This is a genomic window from Pantoea sp. CFCC18177 (assembly GCF_059412425.1).
The window spans coordinates 113,849-138,471 of the sequence record NZ_JBNBPL010000012.1; the positions used below are offsets into that span (position 1 = coordinate 113,849).

The 24,623-nt window shown below is 53.0% G+C and carries 27 protein-coding genes; 15 read left to right on the forward strand and 12 right to left on the reverse strand.

Translation table 11 applies throughout. The features are described 5' to 3' along the window. Window position 1 precedes the first annotated feature (1 nt). Window positions 2–1,159: an FAD-dependent urate hydroxylase HpxO gene (hpxO, locus tag ACPUC8_RS14410; protein WP_039336160.1), complete on the reverse strand. Its 1,158-nt coding sequence runs from the start codon at window positions 1,157–1,159 to the stop codon at window positions 2–4. A 251-nt stretch (window positions 1,160–1,410) separates the two neighbouring features. Here hpxO and ACPUC8_RS14415 point away from each other — a divergent pair, with 251 nt between their 5' ends. Beyond that, window positions 1,411–1,650, forward strand: coding sequence for a hypothetical protein (locus ACPUC8_RS14415; protein WP_039336162.1), 240 nt, complete (start codon window positions 1,411–1,413; stop codon window positions 1,648–1,650). Window positions 1,651–1,725: 75 nt separating this feature from the next. Then, window positions 1,726–2,976, forward strand: a complete 1,251-nt coding sequence (locus ACPUC8_RS14420; protein ID WP_494926627.1) for an acid phosphatase — start codon at window positions 1,726–1,728, stop codon at window positions 2,974–2,976. A 32-nt stretch (window positions 2,977–3,008) separates the two neighbouring features. On the opposite strand, the gene ACPUC8_RS14425 is transcribed toward ACPUC8_RS14420, so the two are convergent. From ACPUC8_RS14425 to ACPUC8_RS14450, 6 genes are all read right to left on the reverse strand, one after another. Then, window positions 3,009–3,509, reverse strand: a complete 501-nt coding sequence (locus tag ACPUC8_RS14425; RefSeq protein ID WP_494926628.1) for an RES family NAD+ phosphorylase — start codon at window positions 3,507–3,509, stop codon at window positions 3,009–3,011. Continuing rightward, window positions 3,509–3,991, reverse strand: a complete 483-nt coding sequence (locus ACPUC8_RS14430; RefSeq protein WP_039336167.1) for an Xre family toxin-antitoxin system antitoxin — start codon at window positions 3,989–3,991, stop codon at window positions 3,509–3,511. The genes ACPUC8_RS14425 and ACPUC8_RS14430 overlap by 1 nt, the downstream gene beginning before the upstream one ends. 89 nt (window positions 3,992–4,080) lie before the next feature. Continuing rightward, window positions 4,081–4,410 carry a DHCW motif cupin fold protein gene (locus tag ACPUC8_RS14435; protein WP_494926629.1) on the reverse strand — a complete coding sequence of 110 codons (330 nt, stop codon included), beginning with the start codon at window positions 4,408–4,410 and terminating at the stop codon, window positions 4,081–4,083. A gap of 66 nt (window positions 4,411–4,476) precedes the next feature. Continuing rightward, on the reverse strand, window positions 4,477–5,964 hold the full coding sequence (locus tag ACPUC8_RS14440) for an FGGY-family carbohydrate kinase (protein WP_494926630.1): 1,488 nt from the start codon (window positions 5,962–5,964) through the stop codon (window positions 4,477–4,479). A gap of 60 nt (window positions 5,965–6,024) precedes the next feature. After that, the gene (locus ACPUC8_RS14445) at window positions 6,025–6,864 is read right to left on the reverse strand and encodes a class I fructose-bisphosphate aldolase (RefSeq protein ID WP_494926631.1); all 840 of its coding nucleotides are present in this window, start codon (window positions 6,862–6,864) and stop codon (window positions 6,025–6,027) included. After that, on the reverse strand, window positions 6,848–8,602 hold the full coding sequence (locus ACPUC8_RS14450) for a glycerol-3-phosphate dehydrogenase/oxidase (RefSeq protein WP_039336173.1): 1,755 nt from the start codon (window positions 8,600–8,602) through the stop codon (window positions 6,848–6,850). Before ACPUC8_RS14450 ends, ACPUC8_RS14445 begins: the two co-directional genes overlap by 17 nt. A 207-nt stretch (window positions 8,603–8,809) precedes the next feature. On the opposite strand from ACPUC8_RS14450, the gene ampC reads away from it, so the two are divergent. After that, window positions 8,810–9,934: a class C beta-lactamase gene (ampC, locus tag ACPUC8_RS14455; RefSeq protein WP_494926632.1), complete on the forward strand. Its 1,125-nt coding sequence runs from the start codon at window positions 8,810–8,812 to the stop codon at window positions 9,932–9,934. Window positions 9,935–9,975: 41 nt separating this feature from the next. On the opposite strand, the gene ACPUC8_RS14460 is transcribed toward ampC, so the two are convergent. Beyond that, the gene (locus ACPUC8_RS14460; protein WP_494926633.1) at window positions 9,976–10,608 is read right to left on the reverse strand and encodes a LysE family translocator; all 633 of its coding nucleotides are present in this window, start codon (window positions 10,606–10,608) and stop codon (window positions 9,976–9,978) included. A 134-nt stretch (window positions 10,609–10,742) separates the two neighbouring features. On the opposite strand from ACPUC8_RS14460, the gene ACPUC8_RS14465 reads away from it, so the two are divergent. The 3 genes from ACPUC8_RS14465 to ACPUC8_RS14475 all read left to right on the forward strand — a co-directional run bounded on the left by ACPUC8_RS14465 (window position 10,743) and on the right by ACPUC8_RS14475 (window position 12,077). Next, complete coding sequence (locus tag ACPUC8_RS14465) at window positions 10,743–11,042, forward strand: putative quinol monooxygenase (RefSeq protein ID WP_058973708.1); 300 nt, start codon at window positions 10,743–10,745, stop codon at window positions 11,040–11,042. 175 nt (window positions 11,043–11,217) lie between these two features. After that, window positions 11,218–11,685 (forward strand): hypothetical protein, encoded by a 468-nt coding sequence (locus tag ACPUC8_RS14470; protein WP_494926634.1) that lies wholly within the window; start codon window positions 11,218–11,220, stop codon window positions 11,683–11,685. Further along, on the forward strand, window positions 11,682–12,077 hold the full coding sequence (locus ACPUC8_RS14475) for a VOC family protein (RefSeq protein WP_494926635.1): 396 nt from the start codon (window positions 11,682–11,684) through the stop codon (window positions 12,075–12,077). The genes ACPUC8_RS14470 and ACPUC8_RS14475 overlap by 4 nt, the downstream gene beginning before the upstream one ends. 209 nt (window positions 12,078–12,286) lie before the next feature. Here the strand turns inward: ACPUC8_RS14475 and ACPUC8_RS14480 are convergent, their stop codons facing one another. Further along, on the reverse strand, window positions 12,287–12,622 hold the full coding sequence (locus ACPUC8_RS14480; protein ID WP_039328693.1) for a cupin domain-containing protein: 336 nt from the start codon (window positions 12,620–12,622) through the stop codon (window positions 12,287–12,289). Between the two features lie 241 nt (window positions 12,623–12,863). Between ACPUC8_RS14480 and ACPUC8_RS14485 the strand changes: the two genes are divergently transcribed. Both ACPUC8_RS14485 and ACPUC8_RS14490 read left to right on the forward strand, forming a co-directional pair. Further along, window positions 12,864–14,126, forward strand: a complete 1,263-nt coding sequence (locus ACPUC8_RS14485; protein WP_494926636.1) for a DUF1479 domain-containing protein — start codon at window positions 12,864–12,866, stop codon at window positions 14,124–14,126. A 42-nt stretch (window positions 14,127–14,168) separates the two neighbouring features. Further along, window positions 14,169–14,909: a DeoR/GlpR family DNA-binding transcription regulator gene (locus tag ACPUC8_RS14490; RefSeq protein ID WP_039328678.1), complete on the forward strand. Its 741-nt coding sequence runs from the start codon at window positions 14,169–14,171 to the stop codon at window positions 14,907–14,909. Between the two features lie 2 nt (window positions 14,910–14,911). On the opposite strand, the gene ACPUC8_RS14495 is transcribed toward ACPUC8_RS14490, so the two are convergent. Continuing rightward, window positions 14,912–16,090 (reverse strand): LacI family DNA-binding transcriptional regulator, encoded by a 1,179-nt coding sequence (locus ACPUC8_RS14495; protein WP_494926637.1) that lies wholly within the window; start codon window positions 16,088–16,090, stop codon window positions 14,912–14,914. Window positions 16,091–16,432: 342 nt separating this feature from the next. Between ACPUC8_RS14495 and ACPUC8_RS14500 the strand changes: the two genes are divergently transcribed. The 7 genes from ACPUC8_RS14500 to ACPUC8_RS14530 all read left to right on the forward strand — a co-directional run bounded on the left by ACPUC8_RS14500 (window position 16,433) and on the right by ACPUC8_RS14530 (window position 22,717). Next, window positions 16,433–17,005 (forward strand): SIS domain-containing protein, encoded by a 573-nt coding sequence (locus tag ACPUC8_RS14500; protein ID WP_039328676.1) that lies wholly within the window; start codon window positions 16,433–16,435, stop codon window positions 17,003–17,005. Between the two features lie 14 nt (window positions 17,006–17,019). Further along, window positions 17,020–17,493: a VOC family protein gene (locus ACPUC8_RS14505; protein ID WP_494926638.1), complete on the forward strand. Its 474-nt coding sequence runs from the start codon at window positions 17,020–17,022 to the stop codon at window positions 17,491–17,493. Window positions 17,494–17,508: 15 nt separating this feature from the next. Then, entirely contained in the window at window positions 17,509–18,498 is a 990-nt protein-coding gene (locus ACPUC8_RS14510; RefSeq protein ID WP_494926639.1) for an autoinducer 2 ABC transporter substrate-binding protein, read from the forward strand. Window positions 18,499–18,588: 90 nt separating this feature from the next. Beyond that, entirely contained in the window at window positions 18,589–20,070 is a 1,482-nt protein-coding gene (locus ACPUC8_RS14515) for a sugar ABC transporter ATP-binding protein (RefSeq protein WP_494926640.1), read from the forward strand. A gap of 26 nt (window positions 20,071–20,096) precedes the next feature. Beyond that, window positions 20,097–21,098: an ABC transporter permease gene (locus tag ACPUC8_RS14520; protein ID WP_039328691.1), complete on the forward strand. Its 1,002-nt coding sequence runs from the start codon at window positions 20,097–20,099 to the stop codon at window positions 21,096–21,098. Between the two features lie 11 nt (window positions 21,099–21,109). Continuing rightward, window positions 21,110–22,117 carry an ABC transporter permease gene (locus tag ACPUC8_RS14525; protein WP_039328673.1) on the forward strand — a complete coding sequence of 336 codons (1,008 nt, stop codon included), beginning with the start codon at window positions 21,110–21,112 and terminating at the stop codon, window positions 22,115–22,117. 48 nt (window positions 22,118–22,165) lie between these two features. Then, the gene (locus ACPUC8_RS14530) at window positions 22,166–22,717 is read left to right on the forward strand and encodes a GNAT family N-acetyltransferase (protein WP_494926641.1); all 552 of its coding nucleotides are present in this window, start codon (window positions 22,166–22,168) and stop codon (window positions 22,715–22,717) included. On the opposite strand, the gene ACPUC8_RS14535 is transcribed toward ACPUC8_RS14530, so the two are convergent. Together ACPUC8_RS14535 and ACPUC8_RS14540 are read right to left on the reverse strand one after the other, a co-directional pair. Continuing rightward, window positions 22,703–23,659, reverse strand: coding sequence for a sugar-binding transcriptional regulator (locus ACPUC8_RS14535; protein WP_494926642.1), 957 nt, complete (start codon window positions 23,657–23,659; stop codon window positions 22,703–22,705). The genes ACPUC8_RS14530 and ACPUC8_RS14535 overlap by 15 nt on opposite strands. Window positions 23,660–23,684: 25 nt before the next feature. Beyond that, the gene (locus ACPUC8_RS14540; RefSeq protein ID WP_494926643.1) at window positions 23,685–24,623 is read right to left on the reverse strand and encodes a sugar phosphate isomerase/epimerase family protein; all 939 of its coding nucleotides are present in this window, start codon (window positions 24,621–24,623) and stop codon (window positions 23,685–23,687) included.

The window sequence follows — 24,623 nt, forward strand, 5'->3', positions numbered from 1 at the left end:
CTTAACCCAGCGGTCCACCTTCAATGGTGTCACACATACCGGCCAGCACCCGCTCGCCGGTTTCATTTTTCAGGTCTGCATACCACGCGGCAGTAACTTCCGCATCTTTCGCATGCGTGACATCGCAACGCTTGCGCGCCTTTAACACCAGATCTTTGGTGCGTTCTACGCGACGCGCTTCGTAGCGCAGGAGCGCATCCTCAATGCCCAACGAGTGCGAGGCCAGCGTCTGTGCCAGCACCACCGCATCTTCCATCGCAGCACAACCGCCCTGGCCGATGTCAGGTGTGGTGCTGTGCGCCGCATCGCCCAGCAGCGCCACACGGCCTTTAACAAAACGGCTAAAGGGTTCGATATCGTGAATTTCCACGCGGTTAGTGGTGTCTGGATTGATGTTGTCTATCAGGCGTTGCACCGGTTCGGCCCAGCCCTGGAAGTAACCGCGCAGATCGTTTTTGAGTGTCGAACGATCTTCTGGCAGGCCTTTAGGCAAGGGCACATCAAAGAAGAAGTAGAAGCGGTTATCGCTGACCGGCATCAGAGAAACACGTTTACCTTCGCCCACAAAGGTCGTCCATTGGTCGGCCGGGGCGATGCTTTCATCGATGGTCACCAAGCCGTTCCAGTTAACATAGCCAGCATAGCGGCGCTCAACGCTTTCACCCAATACATAGTGGCGGATCACTGAATGCGTGCCATCGGCAGCGATCAGGAAGTCGCCACTGGTTTGCGTGCCATCATCAAACCAAGCGGTAACACCGGTATCGGTTTGCTCGACTTGTGTGACGCGTTTGCCAAATTGAATGCGCGAACGGCCATAGGTATCAATCAGCATCGCCTGCAGCTCAGCGCGTGCCACCGGGTAAGGGTATTCACCCACCTGTTGCACCAGTGGCGTCATACTGAAGCGGGTCAGGGTGTTACCGCTGTGTCCATCGTTGTAGGCCATGAATGCCATGTTGCCGCCTAGTGCGCGCAACGGCTCTTTCATACCCAGTGCATTCAGGCACTTTACGCCATTTGGCCAGATTGAGATGGCGGCACCGACAGGTTTCATCTCTTTAACTGCTTCAAATACCGCCGTCTCAAATCCCGCTTTCTCCAGCGCTATCGTCGCGCTCATGCCACCGATACCCGCTCCAATTACAATCGCTTTCATCACCGTCTCCTTTGTCTACAGGTAAATCCTTGCAACTTTTGTACCAACGAATGCGTTTGGAGTTATATGGATTAACTCAATGATAAATATGCTTTAATGCAAACGACGTTCAATTGGATGTGCACTGTAATGGAGCAATGCCATGCACCTAAAAAGCGCTTTCCGCGACTTTGTCTGAATCGAAAGTTTCACCATGGTATTTGTTCGGGGAGGCGTCATACTCTTTAGATCGTTTCGATGAGGAGTTCACCATGAAGTGGATAATGGCCTTTACCTTATTTTTGAGCGTCAGCGCCCTGGCACAAAGCCAGTGGCAGCCCGAACGTAAAGCACCGGTGGCACAACTGACGCCCGTAGCAGCGAAATGTGATCTCTCTGCGTGTCAACAGAACTGTTACGTGCAGCAATCACAGTGCAAAAACGATAACGGCGGCGGTTGTGGCTCGCTGGCACAAATTTGCGTACAAAACTGTTCAAATCAGTGCAAGTGATTGAAATAAATCTGTCATAACAGGGTGCTAGCGTATTTTCCCGGCAAGGTAATGTTCTGATAACAGGGGAAAATAATGAAAACCCGCTACACACTGATTGCAACGGTTTTACTGCTGGCTCAGCAGGCACACGCGACGACACTGCCACAAGTCGCCGCACTGGCAGCACAGACGTCTACCGGTGCAACACCGGGTTACACCCAGCTCGAGCAGCAGTCGCTGCAGGCGGAGCGCAAATATCTGCAAGGTGACAGCGCCACGCTCAAACGTGATTTGCTGGAAAAAGCCAAGCAAACCAGCACGCAAGCCGATAAAGCCTGGCTGAAAAGCAGTGGCTATGATTTCAATGCTAAGCAGAACCAGCAGGCTGGCATCGCACTGCTGTCGGGATTCAGCACCTTGCCAGCCAGCGTACTGGACGCCAGTCGCGCCACCGTGACCAGCATCAACCTCAACGCCACACAGAATGTGCGTCACCAGGCGTTGCAGGATGCTGAAGCCATCAGCAGCCTCTATTTCCTGTCTGATGCCATGGGGCCACGCCTCGGCAAAGCATTCCTGGCGGCCTATGACAAAGGCGAAATCGGCAAAGCCGCTGCGCTGATCAAAGCCAGTGAAGTCAGCACCAGCGCCGCCAAAAAACATTTTAATTATCCTCGTCCCTTCTTACACGAAGGCAACACTATCCATTTGGTACCCGATGACGTCGTGGTGAAAGACAATGTGCGCTATACCGCTGACGGCGGATCCTTCCCCAGCGGCCATACCAACACCGGCTATACCGATGCCTTATTAATGGCCGAAATGGTGCCAGAACGTTTTGAAGCGCTGGTGACACGTGGTGCACGCTATGGTTATTCGCGTCTGGTATTGGGTGTGCATTACCCACTGGATGTGATGGGTTCACGTATGGTGGCAGAGCGCAACGTGGCCACTTACCTCAACGATGCCCGTTACCAGGTACTGTTCAAAGAAGCGCGTGACCAATTGCGCACCGCACTGGAGAAAGAGTGTGGCACCTCGCTGGCTGAATGTGCTCGCACAGCGGGTAAAGATGATCCGTATCGTTCGCCAGACATGAAGACGTTCTATCGCTTCACCATGAGCTATAACCTGCCAAAAGCGGATGTGAAAAACACGCCGGTACAGGTTCCGCAAGGTGCGGAGGTTTTGCTGAAAACCGCCATGCCGCAGCTGTCTGATGCTCAGATCCGCAACCTGATGGTGAAAACGGCGCTGCCAAACGGTTATCCGTTGTCGGGCAATACTGAGCAATCCTTCTGGCAGCGTGTGGACCTCACCGCAGCCTACGCGATGGCGAAATAATGCTTACAGGGCGTGCCTGGTGCGCCCTGAGTCTATTCTTTGATGCGGCGATCGATGGTGAAAGCTGTTGATGTGGCGTGTGCGATGATGTCCGCCGCAGAGGGATGATCGGGGTTGAAAAGGGCGTTATCTTCTCCGGTTAAAATACTCGGCACGGTCATCAGCAGCGGATAGCCACTTTCCAGATTGAGAAAGGCCGCGCCGATGGCCTGCGTTGCTTCCTGTTGCTGATACTTCTCCCAGCCTCGCGGCAGTTTGCTGCTGTCCAGCGCAATGATTTCACTCTCTGGGATCGTCAGCGTGAAGATCACAAATCGATTTTGTTCCAGCAGTGTCTTGCCTGCATGCACCACCGTTTCCAGCAATGCTAATGCTCTGGAACTGCTGAGGTAGACCGCTTTGGTACCCGGTGGATTCCAGCGGCCGCCCCATTTTTCCGCGCCATAACCGTTAAATGCCTGGCTTACATATTCTTCTTTCACTAAACGATAAAACATACGTGTTGATTCAGCCGGTTCCTTCCGTTGTGGCATTACACAATCACTCCATGTTCCAGGCGACCCGTCAAGGTGAGTATGGCGTCGCAACCTGCTGGCGTGCTCAGCATTTCCATGGGTTGCGCCCCATCCAGCGCCAGTGCGGGTTGATACATCCACTGCATCGCCACTTCGGGATCGCCGCCAAACAGGTGAATGACGGCATCCAGTACTTCAAATACCTGATAGATGCGCGCGCCCTGGTCAACGGAAAGTTGGCTGCCGGATTTCTCACGCCGACGATAGGTATTACGATCAATAGACACCATTTGTGCCACATCAATCGGTGTCGCTTTAAGAATTGTTGCGGCGCGCACCACAATACCGACATCAATTCCTTCAGTAATAAGCTTATGTGCCTGCAATCGGTTTCGGGGCAGCCCCATTTGATCCATAAATGACGGGTCAGCATGGGGGATCAGCGAAGGGTCAAACACACGCGCGCCCCGAGTATGATTGAGTGCAGATGTCATAGACATGTAACCTCCTGACGATGTTCACTTGAACATTGTAATGCATCAAGTGTACATCAGTTCGCGTGACTTGTCATTTTTTGAGCAGCCTGAAGTCAATCAACAATGAAAAGTTTGGCACCCTGGCGAGTAGAAGATCGATGCGCCTCGGCGTTATCCGCCACCTGATAGCTGACACCTGGCGTCAGGGTGAAGGTGCGGCCATCTTCCAGTTCTGTCACCATTTCACCTTCCAGGCACAGCAGAATGTGGCCTTTACTGCACCAATGGTCAGCAACATACCCGGCGGAATACTCGACCATGCGCACGCGAATGTCGCCAAAACGTTGTGTGCGCCACAGCGCATAGCCTACGTCGCCGGGGTGGGTTTCGGTTTCGATGGTGCTCCAGTCGGTAATACCAAACGGCAGTTGATTGATTTGCACGGGATATCCTTATTGCGTTGACGAAACAGCCACTATTACCACTCGGCTGAAAATAAACCAGTAAAATCAGCCAACTTCGCGCCACATTTCGCTCATCGCCAGTTCGAGCTTTTTAAATATCCGATACCGTGCATCGTGAAAGGCAAAACGTTCAGATCTGGGCAATAGTTCGCCGGGCGTAATCTGTACCGCTTGTTTTACCGCAGCGGCCAGATCGGGCCAAACGCCGACACCCACGCCAGCGCAGAGTGCGGCGCCTAAAGCACCGGTTTCTTTGCACTCGGCTACACGAATGGGAATACCCAGCACATCGGCAAACATCTGTGGCCAGATGCAACTGCGTGCCGCACCGCCCGAGAGCGTCGCGTGGGTGAAAGGAATGCCTGCTGCCCGTAAGCGGTCGATGTGCGCCCGATGCGCAAACGTCACGCCTTCAAACAGCGCAAACAGCATATCTGCGCGGGTGTGCCAGCCGCCCAGACCGTAAAAACCGGCTTTGGCAGGTTCAGATTTGCGACCGGAGTAGAGGTAGGGGTGATAGAGCGGCAGCTGCGCATTCAGTTCGACATGCGCGACCGTGTCACTGCTGCGGGCCGCGCCATGACCGCTGCGGCCATCGTCGAATTCACGTAGAAACCAGTCCAGATTGGCGGCCGAGGTGGCGCTGGCCTCAATGGCCATAAAGCGGTCTTTTTCGATGATCGAATTCATAAACACCGGGCGCAAATAATCAGGTTTATCGACCACCACCTGATTGATGCTCCAGGTGCCCGCCACTATTGAGGCGTCACCGGTTTGCACCACGCCTGAGCCGATGGCGCTGGCTACCACATCGAAAATCCCCGCCACCACCGGAATACCCGCCGGTAACCCGGTCAGTTGCGATGCGCGAACGGTAACATGGCCGACCACATCACAGGATTCACGCAGGGGTGGCAGCAGGGTGAGAGCATCTTCAATTCCGTACAACGCCATCAGTTGCGGGCTGTAATCGCGTTGCCGGTAGTCAATCAGCCCGGCGCCAGCGGCATCGGAGTAATCTGCGCTAATGGTGCCACTGAGAAAATGCGCAATCACATCTTTGGCGCAAAGCACATGGCCGAGTTGCGCCCAACGATCCGGCTGATGCTGTTTGACCCAACTGATCAGTACCGGTGTGGCTGCGGGCCACGGCTTCTGAAGCGATAACTGATAGATTGCTTTATCCGCGCCACTGGCTTCCAGCGCCTGCACGGTATCCATGGCGCGATGATCAATCGATTGAATACCAAACAGCGGCTGTTGCTGTTTATCCAATGCATACAACCCATTACCATGGCCTGCGGCACCCACTGCAATCACTTCTCGCGCATCAGTTCCGGCCTGTTGCAGGCAGCGGCTCACCGCCTGGCTCACGCCGTGCCAGATATCTTCTACCGGACGCTCAGCGTAGCCCTCCTGTGGTTGATGGGTTTCACCGGCGCACTCTGCCACTGACAGCACACGACCACTAAGATCAAACAGTACCGCTTTGATCATGGTGTTACCGGCATCTATGCCAAGAATTTGACTCATTTCCGACTCCGTTTTTCTGGCGAAGACGGCGCACCGCTTAAGCGCCGGTGCAGGTAAGGCTTAACCCTGCTGATAGATTTCCAGTGCATCTGGGCCGCTGGCACCCTGATGGATGATGGCCAAGAGCGCTTTCACCACGCGCGACGGATTATCGTGCTGATAGACGTTGCGGCCATACACCATACCGCTGGCCCCTTGCGCCATCAGCGCGGCACTTTTTGCCAGTACGCCACCCAGTTCGCCTTTGCCGCCACCGCGCACCAGCGTAGGGCAACGTGCCGCTTCAACTACACGATGAAAGTCGTCGATATTCTCGGTGGAATCGGCTTTGATGATGTCCGCCCCCAGTTCACGCGCCAGGCGCACCAGCGGTACCATTTTCTCGACATCCCCCAGCGAGCCATAGGCAGCGCCTTGCCCGGCCGGTGCCATCACTAAAGGTTCGATCATCAGCGGCATGGAATAGCGATCGCACGCCTGACGCAACCGACCAATGTTCTCGACACACATGCGGAAAATGCCGGGTTCGTCTGGGATCAAGTAGAGATTGACCACCACCGCGGCAGCATCCATCTGTAGGGCAGCAAGAATGGGCTCATCAGGATTGTGCAACACGGCCCACATCTCCCGATGACGCGCGGCGTTATAGGCATTACCGACATCGGTACGCATCACCAACGCCGGTTTGCGTCCGGCAACGCGCTGTAACAGATCGGCCTGGCCATAGTTCACCTGAATTGCATCGGGTTGTGCGGCGATCAGGTTTTCCATCACGCCCTCAATATTTTCCAGGCCAATCAGGAAATCGGGCTCGTTGGCGATGCCGTGGTCGATCGCCACGTCAAGGCATTTACCGTGCTGAAACAGGCGGTTCATGCGGACTTTATTGGTTACTAACATGTCGTGTTTCCTCCTGAAAAATCGTGGGATTAAGGTGAGTCAGGCCGTGCCATTGCGCCAGACGGGCGCAACTCTGATCCAGATGCTGCCTGCGGTGGCTGTCACTCCAACCCAGCGTGCTGGCTAAAAGGTGTGATATCTCTTCCACCAGCGGCAAGGTCAGTTCGCCGCAGATGGCCAAGGATGTGCGTCGCACCAGCAGATCTTCCAACTGTTGTACCTGCTCGTGCTCAATCAGATAACGCAGTTCCAATGCGCTGTACTCGCTATGATGTTGCAGCGGTTGTTCGCCTTGTTGCTGAATCCGTTGCAGAATGGGCAGAGCGCGACTGCCGTAGCGCTTCGCCAGTAATGACACGCGAGGCAGCGGCAGATCATATTGTTGCGCCAGTTGCGTCAGCCAGCGTGTTTGCCCGGAAGGTGCCGGAAAGTCACGGCCGCCACCGATAGGCATATCGCCGCTCGATTGACGCCGTTTTTCACCCACCAATCGCAATACCCGGTCTGCTGCCTCCTCACCAAACTGTCGGAATGTGGTCCATTTCCCGCCCACCAGACACAGCACGCTGTACGCATGCGCCGCATCTGGCGGCAACAGCACCAATGAGTGATTACGGGATATCTGCCCGTTCACTTTTGCATCGCTGGCGGGCAGGGGGCGGACACCACAGAAGGTGTAGAGGATGGACGATTCTGGTACCACCACATTGGGGAAGACGAAGCGTAGCGATTCGAGGATGTAGGCTTTCTCATCCTCTTCACACACCACGCTATCGGGGTCGTCAACACGGATGTCGGTAGAACCTAACAGCACTTTGCCGAACCACGGGAACATAATGCACACCCGACCTTCCTGGTTTTCGAAATAGACCATCTCGCCGTCGAGCATGTGCCGCAATTCGGGATGGTCGATAATCAGGTGCGAACCCTTGGTGCCGCCAATTAATCTCGCCGTGGTTTCCGTGGGGACCAATCGCTGATTAAGCTGATCAATCCACGCACCGCCAGCATTCACCAGCACATGGGGTTGCAGCGTAAAACGCTCGCCGCTGAATGCATCCTGAAGCGTGACGGATTCGCCATTGGTGCTGACTAACTGAAGATAGTTCAGCGCCAGCGCGTCGGGGCAGGCGCGTTCGGCATCCTCTATCAATTCATAGCCTAAGCGTTCGGGGGCACTGATCCACGCATCATAGTAGCTGGCGCTGTACTTCACCCACGGGGCAAAACCGGGCCAGCGGTCCCGCGTTGCGGCTTCTGCGCGTACCTGATGTTTAGGCATCGAACCATATTGTCGCGTGTAGATATCGTAAAGACTCAGGCCCGTTTTGATCAGCAAAGCCCCCCGTCGGGTAGGTTTATCACTGAGTCGAAGAAAGCGACGAGTGGCATTGATTAGCCCCCCACCGAGATTGTCGATTGGCACCGTGGTGCGCAGCGGGAAAACGTAATGTGAGGCGTTTTTCAGTAGCCGGTCACGCTCGGTCACGGACTCTTTTACCAGGGTAAATTCACCGGTTTCCAGATAACGTAATCCGCCGTGAATCATGCGCGATAGCGCGCCGCTGGCGGCCTGACACCAGTCGCCTTTCTCCACCAAAATTACCGGAATGCCCTGTAGCGCCAGTTCACGAAAGGTGCTGATACCATTAATCCCCCCGCCGACAATTAACACGGGGGCCGTAGTGCGCTGTCGCAGCGCGTTAAGTCGTTGTTCGCGTGTTGCGTTATTCTCCATGGGTTGCTCCCCGGCTCATGGCCATCTTCATAAGCGCAGATAGATAAATCGTTGACGCAAAAAGAGGTGAGGGTTAATGGAAGCTGCAATTGTTGTGATTACACTCACAAAGAGAGCTTTATCGAAGGTTCAGGCTAAGCGCTTTCAGTTGGGCTGAATTTCGTTTCGTGGCAAAATAGTGACTTAACTAAAATATAAGGGATTATCATGCAATTACCAAAAACACTCAGTATTTTGGCTCTCATAATGAGCAGTAACTCTTTCGCACAAACCCCCGCGCCGGACACGATTATCAAACCCCTGATGCAGCAATACCAGATTCCCGGCATGGCTGTGGCCATTCTGCATAACGGTAAAACGGAATTTTATAATTACGGTGTGGCATCTAAAGAGACTCAACAACCGATCACGCAACAGACGCTGTTTGAGATTGGTTCGTTGAGCAAAACCTTTACCGCAACGTTGGCCAGCTACGCCGCGCAGCAGAAAAAACTGCAATTCAGCGATAAAGCCAGCACATGGTTGCCTGAACTCAAAGGCAGTGCTTTCGATCGGGTATCACTGCTGAATCTCGCCACCCACACCTCCGGCACACCTTTGTTCGTGCCGGATGCGGTCACCAATCAGCAGCAGTTAATGGACTGGTACAAACACTGGCAGCCTGATGCAAAGCCCGGCACTGTGCGCGTCTATTCCAATCTTGGCATTGGTATGTTGGGGATGATTGCTGCGAAAAGTTTGCAACAGCCTTTTATCAGCGCAATGGAAAAGCAGCTTTTACCGGCCATGGGCATGCACCACAGCTATGTGCAGGTGCCGGCGTCAGCAATGGGGCAGTATGCGCAGGGGTATAACAAGCAGGATAAACCGGTACGTGTTACACCGGGTCCGTTGGATGCAGAGTCTTATGGACTCAAATCGACCTCATCAGATTTGATTCGCTGGTTGTCGATCCAATTGGATGAGCAAAAAGTCGCACCTGACTGGCAGCAAGCCATTGCTCGCACGCATCAGGGTTACTACCAAACCGATGCATTTACGCAAGCAATGATGTGGGAGTATTACCCGCTGCCCGTCACCGCGCAGCAACTGGTTGAGGGCAATAGCGGGCAACGCATTATGAAAGGGATGTCTGCGACACTGATTTCGCCACCGCAGCCTGCGCCACAACAGGCATGGTTCAACAAGACCGGTTCCACTAACGGTTTCTCGACTTACGCCGTGTTTATCCCATCGCAAAAAATCGCGGTGATCATGCTGGCGAACAAATGGTTCCCGAATGACGATCGCGTTATCGCAGCGGATAAAATCATCGAGCAATTGAATAAGTAGCTGTGATCGCAGGGCGCAGTGCTTGCACTGCACCCTCAATGCTATTTGCGCGCATCCAGTGCCAGTTTAACTGCCATTCCCGCCAGAACCGTACCCATGAGCCAACGCTGCATGCGCTGCCAACTGGGACGAGCCAGCAAAAAGGTTGAAACCTGGCCTGCGGTGGTGATGAAAATCGCGTTAACCGTCAGGCTAATCACAATTTGTGTGACACCCAGCACCAGCGATTGCATTAACACGCTGCCGTGATCCGGGGTAATGAACTGTGGCAGGAGAGATAAAAACATCATGGCGATTTTGGGATTCGCAAGATTCGTGAGAAATCCCATGGTGAAAAGTTTACGGTGGTTATCGGCCGGCAGGTCGCGCACCGCAAACGGGGATCGGCCACCCGGTTTCAATGCCTGCCACGCGAGATAAAGCAGATAGAGCGCACCGCTAAAGCGCAGCGCGTCGTAGGCCCACGGCACCGCCAGCAACCAAGCGGTGATCCCCAGTGCCGCGCACAGCATGTAAAACACAAAACCTAACGCCACGCCGCCTAACGAGATATATCCAGCACGCTTGCCCTGGCACAGCGAGCGGGAAACCAGATAAATCATGTTTGGGCCGGGGGTCAACACTAATCCTAATGCCACCAAAGCAAAGGCTAACCAACTGGATAATTCAGGCATGCGTCACTCCTTGCGTTCATCATCAGCGATTATGACGCGAATGTTTTGGTGCAGGCAACGCACATTTAGGACTGACAGCAGGAATAAGCTGAGTTAACGTAAATCTGCATTTTTTATTTAATAGGGAGATGAATATGACGGTTCCTGTTGTTGCATTGCTAACCGCAAAACCAGGCTGTGAAGATAAAGCTGAGCAATTATTCCGTGGCGTGATTGAAGAGACGTTACAGGAAGAGGGATGTATCACCTACCAGCTGAATATTGACAGCAAAAACCCATGCCGCTTTGTCTGGACCGAGGAGTGGGCGAGCCAGGAATTACTGGATAAGCATCTCAATGCCCCCCATATTGTTAAGTTGTTTGCCGATCTGGAACCATTGCTGGAGCAGGCAGAAGTGGTGGCATTGAAAAAAGTGGCGGGTGGTAATGCCTGATACAGAATAAGCAGATTTCGGTCTGCTTTTTTATTTTTCTGAATGTAGCGAGTCTGACATGGGATGTTTTGGTTCGGTAAGCAGAGCAGAGAATTTACGCTGGAAAAATAGTTCACCTTTATTACCTGAATTTCACTTTCATGAAATTCACCGCGCCAGGATGCATGCAGACAGTGTGCCCACGATTATCCAGGCGCTGAAGCAATTCGATATGCAGCAGGATGTGATTGCACGCACCCTGATGGCGATTCGAAAATGGCCTGAGAAGCTCTTACCCGGCTTCACACCTCAGGATTTTAACCTGCATCGATTTACCTTACTCAATGAATCTGCAGAAGAAATCACCTTCGGGCTGGTCGGGCGCTTCTGGCGTCTGGATATGGGGCTGGAAGCGATTAACGATGCACAGGATTTTATACGGCATGACAACCCATTGCATGCGCGTTTAATCGTGCGCAATCAGGTCTTTCAGCGATCGGTTGGCGAGTATGAGGTGATGACCGAAACCTTCATTTACTGCCCGACGCCACAGGTAAAGCGTCGCATGCTTCCCTACTGGCTGACCATCCGTCCGGCCAGCGGTTTGATTCGTTTGCGCATGCTTAAACTGGTTCAGCAGAATATTAACGGAGAGATGAAGTGAGAACGCAAAAACGTTGTATGGGTTATGTAGCGATAGTAGTGGATGATTATGACCGCGCTATTGAATATTACACGCAAAAATTAGGTTTTCATTTAATCGAAGATACGCCACAGCCCGGTAAGCGTTGGGTGGTGGTGAATCCGAATCCGCAAAGTGACTGTAATCTGTTATTAGCGCAGGCGTCTAATGAGCGTCAGCAAAGCTTTATTGGCAATCAGTGTGGCGGCCGTGTGTTTCTGTTTTTGCAGACTGACGACTTCTGGCGTGATTATCAGCAGATGAAAGCCAACGGGGTAACTTTCTGTGAGGAACCACGTGAAGAGGAATATGGCACCGTGGTGGTGTTTGAAGATATTTATGGTAACCGCTGGGATCTTTATCAGAACAAATAATGGGCCCGACACTCTGTCGCTCAGTTTAGTGAACAATACCTTGTATGCTGGTGCGCATAAATGCGCACTCTACGAAAATCGCAGCCATTTTTGCTGATGTGCGTAAATGCGCGCCCTTCGAAAAACCGCTTCCATTCTTGTAGGGGCGCCATTCATGACGACCGCCGTAAGTTGAACAGATAAGACCCTGAAACTGCGTATCGTCATCCTCAAAAATTCGTACGGTCGCCACGGGTCGTCGGATGAGAGATCACCAAAAACTCCACCGGGGATGCTGAATCATTACGCGCCTGATGTGGCGCGTCAGGAGGAATTTCAATCCCTTGCTGTGCCTGCAATCGGTGATATTCACCCTGTAATTCCATCGTCAGCTCACCGCTCAATACAAAGAAAAACTGACGAGATACAGAGTGGTAATGACGCTGTTCGGCACTGCTTGCGGGCATTCTTTCATGGATCACCAGCATGTCCTGGCGCTCAAGCAGCGTCCAGCCATCACAATTGCCGCCCCAAATATAATGCGGTGCATTCTCTTTAGAAATCATGGTGTTTACTTTTGCTGCGGAAAATTCATCAACGCCTTGTTTTAACATTAACGGCAGAACAAGCAAACAGTTGCAGAGCGGCATTTTAATTGCCAGTACCGCGAGCAGGTTCCTGTAACTCGTTAGCAGAATAACTGTGACTCCAGTCATAAAACTAATCGCAGGCGATTGGCGTAATTTTGTTCTTTTGTTATGAATGAAACTATATCATGTTTCAAACGAAACAAAGCGGAGCAAAAACATGAACACTATCTTTACCTCAGAACAACAACCCGAAGATTTCAAAACCAACGTGCGTCTGATGAAAAAGGTCCTCAGAGAGCAAATCGGTGATGTCGAGGGGCTATTTGAGCAAGTCAGAAGCAAAATTGTCAGTGAACTTCAGGCCGCGCGGGCTGAAGAGGCGCAAAACGGCACAGCATGGCCGCAGGTAACCGCACAAGATATTGCAGAAGGCCGAGTAAGCGATGAGGTGAAAAATCATATTCGCCGCCGCGGTTGTGTGGTGGTCAAACAGACCTTCAAACGCTATCAGTCGCTGGCTTGGGATGAATCCATGCTCAAGTACCTCGACGACAACGATTTTGACCAGGTTTACAAAGGGCCGGGCGATAACTTCTTCGGTAACCTGGATGCGTCACGCCCGGAAATCTATCCGATTTACTGGAGCGATGCACAGATGTCGGCACGTCAAAGCGATGCCATGGCCAAAACTCAGTCGTTCCTCAATCGGCTGTGGATCTTCGAATCAAATGGCACACGCTGGTTTGATCCTGATGTCAGCATCATCTATCCCGATCGTATCCGTCGTCGTTTACCGGGTACTACCTCAAAAGGGCTGGGCGCACATACTGATTCCGGCGCGCTGGAGCGTTGGTTGCTGCCTGCGTACCAACAGGTGTTTGGCAAGATCTTCAACAATCAGTTCGATCAATATGATCCATGGGATGCGGCTCACCGCACGCAAGTGAATGAGTACCAGGCGGGCACCACTACTAAGTGTTCGGTATTCCGTACCTTCCAGGGCTGGACTGCACTGTCAGACATGCAATTGGGTCAGGGCCTGCTTCACGTGGTGCCAGTTCCAGAAGCGATGGCGTATTTGCTACTGCGCCCGTTATTGAAAGATGTGCCTGAAGATGAACTCTGTGGCGTTGCACCAGGCAAAGTGTTACCGGTTTCTGAAAAATGGCATCCAGAGTTGATTCAGGGACTGTGCTCGATTCCGGCGATGGAGGCGGGCGATTCCGTCTGGTGGCACTGTGACGTCATCCATTCCGTAGCACCGGTAGAGGACCAGCAAGGTTGGGGCAATGTGATGTATATTCCGGCGGCCCCTCTGTGTGATAAGAATGCAGCCTATGCCAGCCAGGTTGCGCAGGCGCTGGCAACCGGGGTTTCACCCGGAGATTTCCCGAAAGAGGATTATGAAGCCAGCTGGCGCGATCGCTTCACACCTGAGGCATTAAATGCCAACGGACGCCGTAGTCTCGGTTTAGGCTGAGTTTCTGATAAGCTTGATAAAAATTAACGGACAGCAGGTTTTATGAACGCACGTCATCAGCACATTATCCAACTGGTCAGCGAACGCGGCAGCGTGAGCGTCAATGAACTGGCGCAAACCACCGGCGTCTCGGAAGTTACCGTGCGTCAGGACTTGAACCTGCTAGAAAAGGGCGGTTTTCTGCGCCGCGTGCACGGTTCTGCCGTGGCGCCAGAAAGTGATGACGTGGGCGCACGTATGCAAACGCGTTTTGCCGTGAAAAAACGCCTTGCTGAGTACGCTGCATCGCTGGTGAATGCGGGAGACACCGTCTTTATTGAAGGTGGAAGCACCAATGCACTGTTGGCGCGTGAACTCAGCGATCGCAGCGATATCACCATTATTACCGTCAGCCATTATATCGCCGGTTTACTGCGGGAAAAGGGCGGCGATGTGATCATCCTGGGCGGTCTGTTTCAGAAAAGCAGCGAGTCGGTGGTGGGACCGCTGACTCGCCTCTGCATTCAGCACCTCAATTTCCATAAAGCCTTTATCGGGATTGATGGCTGGGATGCGGTGACCGGGTTTACCGGTCGCGATATGCTGCGATGCGATGTCGTCAACGCGATCATGGACAAACAGACTCACACCATTGCGCTCACGGACGCATCGAAATTTGGTCAGATTCATCCTTATGCACTGGCACCGACTCAACCTTTCAAACAGGTAGTGACGGATGCAGGATTGAGTGCGGAGTATCAAAAAGCGTTGCGGGAACAAGGCATAGTGTTGAGCCTGGTGTGATATTAATTTTTGGGTTTAACGCTGTGGCATGAAGCCCGCACGATCAGCTCGCCCTGGGCTATGGTGTGTATTGGGCTGGCATCAGGATTTTGCAGCCGATGCATCATCGCCACCACCGCATTATGTCCAATGGCGTTAAAGGGCTGTTTCCACGTGGTGAGTGGGATGCCAAGCAGCGCGGAATACTCGTTGTCATCAAATCCGACGACGTTTATTTTCACACCTTGTTGACTGCACAAAGAGAGCAACTTCATGGCGGTGAAATCATTGGCGCAGACCACATCGCGCGCGCCGCTTGCCAGTAGTTCGGCAATAAAGTCGGGCTGATTAAGTTCCCCTTCATGCTGCCAGCTGGGTTGCAGCGCCACGCCAGCCTCCAACAGTGCGAGCTGGTAACCGAGCATGCGCATATGAACCGTGTTGGCGGAAAAACGTTCACAGAGAAAATCAATACGTCGTGGGTGGTCGGCCAGTAAATGGCGTGTCATCAGCATGCCGGCACCCACATTATCAATGCCAATTAAGTCCCAACGACTGCGTGCCGGCCAGCGCACTACATCACTGTCGAGCAGCACCACATTCATGCCATCACGTTCGAGTTTACTCAGGATCAACTGATTGATTTCAGCCGCAAAAGGATGAAACTCAATCGGGATAAAAAACACCCCTTTTACGCCACTACGCTGGTAACGCTCAATCACCCCATCGATCTTATTGATAATCGCCTGACGCGTGGCGCCAGCGCCTAAGGTCATGACGCCATTCCACACTAAATCAAAGTTGAATTGCTGTGACAGGGCGGCGATGGATTTAAAGATCTGCTCAAACAGGAATCCACTTTCGTTAGCTTCCATGCGTGGAGAAAGGATGCCTAGGGCAATGGCAGGGGGCAGTTCAGCGGGATAAGCGACATCAGACCAGGTAATGTAATGCCCCGATCCTTGCGTACTGCTGACCATTCCATCTTCCCGCAGGCGGGCAAGGGCACGAGACAGTGTCGGGCGTGATACATCCAACTCTGCACAGAGCATCAATTCCGTTGGCAGACGTTCCCCGTTGGCATAATCACCGCGTTGAATACGCCGTGTCAGTTCGTGGTAAACGCGATCCAGTTTGCCCGATTTCGCCATAGCCCAGTTCACCCAATGTTTGACTGTGTCAGCGTTTATCCCTTGATTCACGCTGGAACACATTAAGGGAGTTAATAAGTAAAATCAAGAATCTGAAAATCGCGGAAATTTGTAAAAAAATCCAAAACGACTGGCTTACTTTGTTTGCCACGTACATTCACCGGCTGAAAGGAAAGTAGCGCATTAATTCAGCTGAAACGTGTGATCCAGCTCGCTAATTCAGTAGTTCAGGACGAGTTGTAAACGATTGGTGTTCAATTTGTGATCAAAACCAAAAGAAAAAGTAAAAATCTTGCGTAAGGTTATTTTCAGTTGCCAGGTCATTTACTTTACAAATTTGTAAACATAAAACCCTACACCTGCACCCTTGCAGGGCCAACTGAGGAATGACACATGTCTCAATACGCAGCACTGGTAGAGAAGGTCATCAATGAAAACCGCGACACCCTGCAGGCCGTCGATCCCGCTCAAATCGACCAACTGATCACTGAAATTCGTCAGGCCAAAACTATCCAGCTTTACGCCATGGGCCGCATGCAACTCTCGGTACGCGGCTTTGCCATGCGCTTGAAGCACATGGGCTTTGACAGTTACGTCGTCTACGACACCACTTCGCCCTATCTCGGCAAGGGTGACCTGCTGATCGTGCACTGTGCCGTCACTAACGTTGAACTCAACATCATCAAACTGGCGAAAGAAGCGGGTGCGCGCATCGTGTTACTGACCGCGCATCCGGAGAACGAACATGGGCAGTACGCGGATTTGGCCGTGCGCGTGCCCGGGCAAATCTTTGGTGGCGATCAAGAGATCCCATCAATCCAACCGATGTCGACGTTGCTGGAACAGGCGCTTTTCCTGTTCACCGATATCGTCACCATGATGCTGATTGAACAGTGCGGTATCGAAATGGAGGCGATGAAAGCCAGTCACACCAACCTTGAAGGTTTGCCGCACAAGTTTGCTTAATCGGAGCGCTTACGATGAAAGACGGTGACATCATTCAGATTGCCCATCTGGTCGAGGATCTTGATGCGGCGATGCAGCACTACTGGGAAGCCTTCAATATGGGACCCTGGGATATTTACACCTATGGCCCGCATAACGTTAAAAACTCGATGTATCGCGGCCAGCCCGCAGAGCATATCTATAAAATCGCGGTGTGCTGGATCAACGGTATTCAGATGGAGTTGATGCAGCCGGTTTCCGGTTACAGCATCTACGACGAATATATTGAAAAACACGGCTACGGCTTGCACCACCTCAAACTTTACTTCGCCGATTGTGAACAGGCGCTCAAAACCTACCAGGCACGCGGCTATGACGTGGTGCAGAGCGGCAATATCGGCGATGACGTTTTCTATTACCTCGATACCGAGGAGCGTTTTCAGGGTGCCGTGATCGAAATCGGTAACGCTGGCTCCATTCCTGAACCTGAACGGCGCTATCCCGCCTGATATAGGACACACATCATGATGAAAACGCGTAACGCCCTCACGCTGGCTCTGATGCTGAGCGTCACTTCACTATGTGCCGCTCTGCCTGCGCAGGCCGCAGATGAATACACCATGGTCGGGATTCCGAAACTGCGTTCGGCCTGGTTTAACGACTATGAAACCGGGCTGAAGAAAGCAGCGAAGGATTTCAAGATCGATGCTTACCAGCAAGCCCCGGCTTCGGCAGATGAAGCACAGCAGGTGCGTATTATTGAAGACAGTATCACCCAAGGCGCGAATGCCTTGCTGGTGGTGCCCAATAATGCCAGTTCCGTAGAGCCGGTATTTAACCGTGCACGCGGGCAGAAAATTGTGGTGATCACCCATGAGTCGGTGAACCAACCCGGTGCCGATTATGATGTTGAGATGATTGAGAACGAGAAGTTTGGTCGCTACATGATGGACGAGTTCGCCAAACATGCCGGTGGTAAAGGGGAATTCGCCATCTATGTGGGTTCGCTGACGGTGCCAGCGCATAACACCTGGGCGGATGCGGCGATCAAAGAGATGAAAGAGAAGTACCCCGATATGAAACTGGTCTCAGACCGCTTCCCGGTCAGTGAGGACCGCAACGCCTCGCGTCAGAAAACCCTGGAGTTACTCTCAACCTATCCCGATCTGAAAGGGGTCCTGGCCTTTGGCAGCCAGGGTGGGCCTGGTGCGGCACAGGCGCTGCGTGAAAAAGGCCTGGTCGGCAAACTGACGGTGATTGGTACCACATCGCCGAAAGAGAGCGCCACCTTCCTGAAGGACGGTTCGCTAACCGAGTCTATCTTGTGGAGCCCAGGCGAAGCCTCGTATGCCATGGCCTACATCGCCAAAATGGTACTGGATGGCAAGCGTGACCAGATCAAACAAGGTCTGGAGATCCCGACGCTGGGTGTACCGACTATCAACGGGCAAAACATCATTTTTGATAAGCCGTTGACCGTCACTAAAGACAATTACAGCAAATACGATTTTTGATGGCGAGGCGGTCTTGCGGCCGCCCACGGAAATTGTCGTGTCGCCAGTGATGGCGACCGCTTCCTTCACCGCACGGTTTGCGGAGGTCATATGCAGTTTTTGTCCGTGGCAAACGTCACGAAAAAATTCGGTGGTGTCACTGCGCTTAATGACGTCAGCTTTGACATCAATGAAGGTGAAATACATGGACTGGTGGGTGAGAACGGTTGCGGCAAATCGACCCTGATGAAAATCATCGCCGGGGTTGAAGCGCGCGATCGTGGCACCTTGACCGTGAAAAACCAATCCGTGCAGCGTTTCACCGCCATGGACGCGGTCAAGCAAGGCATTGGCATCATCTATCAGGACCTGTCGCTGTTCCCAAACCTTACGGTGCTGGAAAACATCTACATCAGCCAGATGCTCAATGACCGTAAAGCGCTGGTGCACAGCCGTACCTACCAAGAGAATGTCGAAAAAATCATTGCTCAGCTGGGCATTCGGCTTGATCTCGATGCCACGGTGGATGAACTGCCGATTGCCAAACAGCAACTGGTGGCGATTGCGCGTGCGCTGGTGAATGAGTCGAAACTGATCATCCTGGATGAGCCGACCACCGCGCTGACGCGCAGTGAAATCAATAGCCTGTTTGCCATTCTGCGTCAGCTGAAACAGCAGGGTATTGCCTTTATTTTTATCAGCCACAAACTCAATGAACTGCTGGAAATCTGTGACAGGGTCACCGTCATGCGCGATGGCAAAGTCATTGATTGCCAACCTACCGCGCAACTCACCAGCGGTGATATCGAAAATCTGATGCTGGGTTACGCGCTAACCTTTGAAACCCGCCAATCCAGCGCCTCGCAGGATGTTCTGCTCAGCGTTCGCCATCTCAGCAAACGCAATAGTTTCCAGGACGTGAGCTTCGATCTACACAAAGGTGAAGTGCTGGGCATCGCAGGATTGCTGGGTGCCGGTCGCACCGAACTGGCAATGGCGCTCTTTGGCGTCGAGCCGGCGCAAAGCGGGGAAATTTATCTGCAGGGGCAGCATGTCGAGATCAACAGCATTCACACGGCGGTGAAAAACGGGATTGCCTACGTACCAGAAGATCGTCTCGCTCAAGGTTTGGTGATGGAACAGAGCATCGCCGCCAATGCCGCCATTTGCACACTCGACCACTATCTGACGCCCATGCGGTTATTGAACGGCCGCAAGATGCGCGAAACGGTTGAGGGTTTACTCAAAGGCATGCAGGTGAAATACGGCAGCCAGGACCAACCCATTCGGATGCTTTCGGGCGGCAATCAGCAAAAAGTGGTGCTGGCAAAGTGGCTGGCGATGCGACCACAGGTGTTCATTCTGGACAGTCCGACCGTGGGCATTGATGTCGGCGCCAAAAATTATATTTATCAAACCGTCAAAGCCAAAGCTCAGGAAGGCATGGGCATCATTTTCATCTCTGATGAGCTGCCAGAACTGCTGGCCAACTGTGATCGCATCATCATGATGCAGCGCGGAAGGCTGGGGAAAAGCTGGCGAAGTGATGAGATTGATAATGAAACGCTGCAACGTGAGATCGAGCGGCAATAACGTTCGCTGGAGGAGAGTGCGTGGAAATGATGAAACTGCTCAAAGCGCGAGAAACACTGCTGCTGGTGCTGATTGTGGTGTTGTCGATCGTGATCACCAGCATCAATCCCAATTTTATCAGCTTTGATAATCTGACCGATCTGCTGAAATCCTGGACGGTACTCGGCATCTTTGCGCTGGGCGTTTTGCTGGTACTGATTTCGGGCGGTTTTGATGTCTCCTTTACCGCCATTGCCCAGGTCGCTCAGTATGTGGTGGTATTTTGGTTCCTGCAGTTAGGACTCGATAATATCTGGCTGGCGATTCTGTGTGCGTTGATCCTCGGCGCATTGATGGGGCTGCTCAACGGCTTGATCATCTATTATTTCAAGATCACCGCGATTATCGTCACCATTGCCACCAACAGTCTGTTCTACGGTGCGCTTTATGTCATCACGCAAGGCGATCTCATCTACGATTTACCCCCTTCGTTGCTCAGTCTGGCGGAAATCAAAATATTCCCGCTGCAGGCGGCTAACGGCGCTTGGTACGGCTTGAGTCTGGTGACCTGTCTCTGGTTTGCCCTGGCAATATTTCTGCATCTGTTCCTCAAACACACCGTATTGGGCCGCAGCATTTACGCGGTGGGGGGCAACGCGCTGTCAGCCGAACGCGTCGGGTTCAACCTGCGTCGGACAACGCTATTCATTTATACCTTTGTCGGGGCCATTTCTGGTTTCGCCAGCATTATTCAGGTGTCGATTGTGCAGACAGTGATCCCCAACTCGATTGTGGGTTCTGAGTTGCAGGTTATTGCTGCAGTAGTGCTGGGGGGCGCATCGGTCACCGGCGGGCGCGGCAGTGTGGCGGGGACTTTACTGGGTGTCTTGCTGTTCGCCATTCTCAGCAACAGTCTGACGCTACTGAAAGTCTCGCCTTATTACTACAACGTCTTCACCGGGCTGGTGATTCTGTTCAGCGTGTCGCTGAATGCGCTCCAAATTCTGCGGCAGAAAAGGGCGCAGGTGCGTGTGGTGGTGGAACAATGAGGAGCAATGCCATGAAAACTTACACCCCTGCGCGTTTGCGTTTCAGCGCGATCATTGCGGAAAATCTGTCACTGTATGTGGTGCTGATTGCCGTATTTGTGCTGATGTTCGTGCTCAACGGCGAGAAATTTATCCGCCCACAAAACCTGATATCAATGGCCTATCAATTACCGATTGTGGGACTACTGGCGATTGGCATGATGATCTCGATGCTGTCGGGCGGCATTAATCTCTCGATCATTTCAACGGCCAATCTCAATGGCATCATTATCGCGCTGTGCCTGCAGACTTTCTCTGCGCAGGGGATGAAACTGGCGGGAGGTGAACTGGTGCTGCTGGCGGTGTTACTGGGTTTTATCGCCTGTCTGCTGGTGGGAGTGATCAATGGTTTGCTGATCTCGATCCTCAAGATCCCGGATATTCTGGTGACGCTGGGTACCATGACGTTAATCGCGGGTCTGAATGTGGTGCTCACGCGGGGATATACGCTGTCTGGTTTTCCTGATTCACTGTTGAATATTGGCAATGGCGTGAGTTTTGGTATCCCTAATGCGTTGATTCTGTTTGTGGTGGCGGCCATTGTGGCATCGGTGATCCTTAACAAAACCCGCTTTGGTTTTAGCCTCTACATGATGGGATCAAACGCAACAGCGGCACAGTACGCCAACGTCAATCTGGTCAAAATTACCGTGATGCAGTATGTGTTTTCATCTACCTTTGCGGCGTTGACCTCGTTGGTGATGATGGGGCAACTCAACTCCGTTAAAGCCAGCTATGCGGATTCCTACCTGCTGGTGGCCGTGCTGGCCGCGTTTCTTGGTAAGGTTAGTCCCTTCGGCGGATTTGGACGGGTTTCCGGTGTGGTGCTGGCGGTAATTATCCTGCAGATGATCTCCAGTGGTCTCAATTTGCTCCGCCTCGATCCTTTTATGATCACCGCCACCTGGGGCGCAATTATTATCGCCATCGTGGTCTGCCGCGGTTTATTCTCACAGATTAGGCAGCGGTTGGGGAAGTGATTGTCTAAAGTCACCCGCAACGATGATGATGAGACTTAAAAGGAAAACATGCTCTTCGACATCCTTTCTAAACGACTACAGTATCGCCAAATCAACGCTGAAGATTGGCCCTTTTTCCTGGCGCTGCAGCAAGATGATCAGGTCATGCAATTTGTTGCTGATCCAAAGCCTGAAGCCGTCATCCGTCGCGAAAGGTTCGAGGTGCGTTTGCCGCAGTGGCATACAGACAGTTCGCATTGGCTGTGCCTGGTGATGATGGAAAAGGGCAGCGTTGTGCCACTTGGCGTGACAGGCTTTATTGACCGCGGTGATGGCATCGCTGAGGTTGGGTTTATGCTGGCAACCTCCGCGCAAGGCAAAGGTTTTGGCGCGGAATCCCTGCGCGATATCAGTCAGTTTGCATTGATGGATTTAGGCTACCGCAAGTTGGTTGCTACGGTCACCGCGGGCAATCAAGCGTCGCGCAGGACGCTGCTGAAAGTGGGATTTCAGCAGGAGGGAACTCTGCGCAAAAGCTATTTTCTTAGCGGTGAATGGCGGGATGACTGGCTGTTTGGTTTGTTGGCCGAAGAGTTTCGCACGGAGCTACTCCCTGAGTAGCGCCTGCGCCGTTAATTCATCGGTAATTAAGCCGGTGACCAAGCCGCTTGCCAGCACGGCGCGAATCGCCCCAACCTTGCTTGCACCGCCGGCTAACGCCACAATCTCCGCGCGATGGGTAATATCCAGTTCAACTGACAGCGTGCGCGCCGTCAGGCTGGAGTGAATCATTTGGCCGTGCGCGTCAAAGAAATGGCCCAATAATTCTCCTACCGCGCCAGAACGTGAGATATCGTTGATCTCGGCTTCATCGATCATCCCTGCTTCCACCAGCTGTGCAGCGGGTTCTACGGTGCCAATACCCACCAGTTTCACCTCACTCTGCGCCGCCATGGCAAACACTTCGCTGACGCCGCGCTGTTTCAACAGCACTTCGCGGTCTTCCTGCGTATTGGCAAAAAAGGGCACTGGCATCATGTAGGCCTGTGCACCGGTTTTTTCGGCGATACGGTGCATCACATCGTGCGGGTTCAGCGCGTAATTGCGCGTCAAACATCCGAGCAGCGAAACAAAACGCATATGGGGAGCGTCGATGCGCGGCAGCTGATGAATGGCGGCGGAGAGGGTACGCCCGTGTCCCAGGCCGAGCGTAATAGCGGGTTGCGCGCTGAGCAGGTTACGCAGGTAATCCGCACCGGCCATGCCCAGCGCGCGAACCGGTAAGCCTTCTTCTCCGAGGTCGGGGGCGACGTGGCAAAATGTCAGTCCATGCTTTTCACGTAGTTGGTCCTCAAGCGCGACGCACGCCACGATATCGCCATCAATCGAGACTTTTACCGCACCTTCCGCCACCATGCGTGCAATCATGCGATGGGTTTTAACCGAAGGTAATCCCAGGCGTTTGGCGACTTCGGCTTGCGTTAAGCCGCCAACGTAGTGCAACCAGGCGGCACGCAGGGCCAGAGAATCATCGCGTTCAGCGGGGGTTGGAGCCGGTTTCATATTTCTTTTCCTGGTGAAATTGGCCTCATGAAGCCAGATGCAAATCCTGCACGCCCGTATCAATGTGCGATGCCCAAAAGGCAACGCTCTCCGCAATATCCGCGACCACCTGCCGGTCAGTGGGCTCGCGCTCTTTGAAACTCAACTCAAGGCAGATCTCATTATCCTGTGCGCCACCGCGAGCCAGCGCCTCCAATAGAGGTTGAGGCTGAATACGGCCGCCCGCATTGTACTGCAAAGTGAAAGGCCGGTGGCCGCCTTTGTCCATCATGCTTTGCTTTATGTGGATAATCGGCGAATAACGCGGCACCGCTTCAGCCCAGGCGTAAGGGTCGTAATCCCGCGGGTCTGCTGAGGTGACATCACCGTGATCGATATCTGCCATCATCCACATCGGCAGTGTGAAAGACTCACTGCTCAGGCGCTGCTGTAACGCCAGGCAAGCCGGGATGGTCTCACCAAACTCGCGCCCAATGCTCATTGGCTCCCAGAACAGATATTTCAGTCCTGCCGCTTTGGCGTGCTCTGCCACCTCAGCCCAACAATCGATGGCGATATCGATCAACGCTTCACGCCGCGAAGCATCATTAAAATCCTGCTGCGTAAAAATCGCGAACTGAGAACCCACGGCATCTCCACCTAAATCGGCGGTGATATCCGCAAAGGTTTTAAACCAGTCCACGTAATAACGCCGCACCTCAACATCCGGATGACCAAAGTGATTTAAACGACCATAAGGTCCGGTCATGCCCGATGTCACGCGCACGCCGGTTTCACGCATGGCCTGCTGCATACGCCGCGTCATGCGATTAATGGTCGCGGCTGGCCAGCCGGGATTAATGAATTCATGGGTCAGTTGCAGATCGCGAATGCGAATCTGCTGTGCCACGGTATGAATCAAATCCTGCGGTTCAGCAAAACGATTTACCAGCGGATTAGTATTGAGCGAAAGCGTTAACGGCAT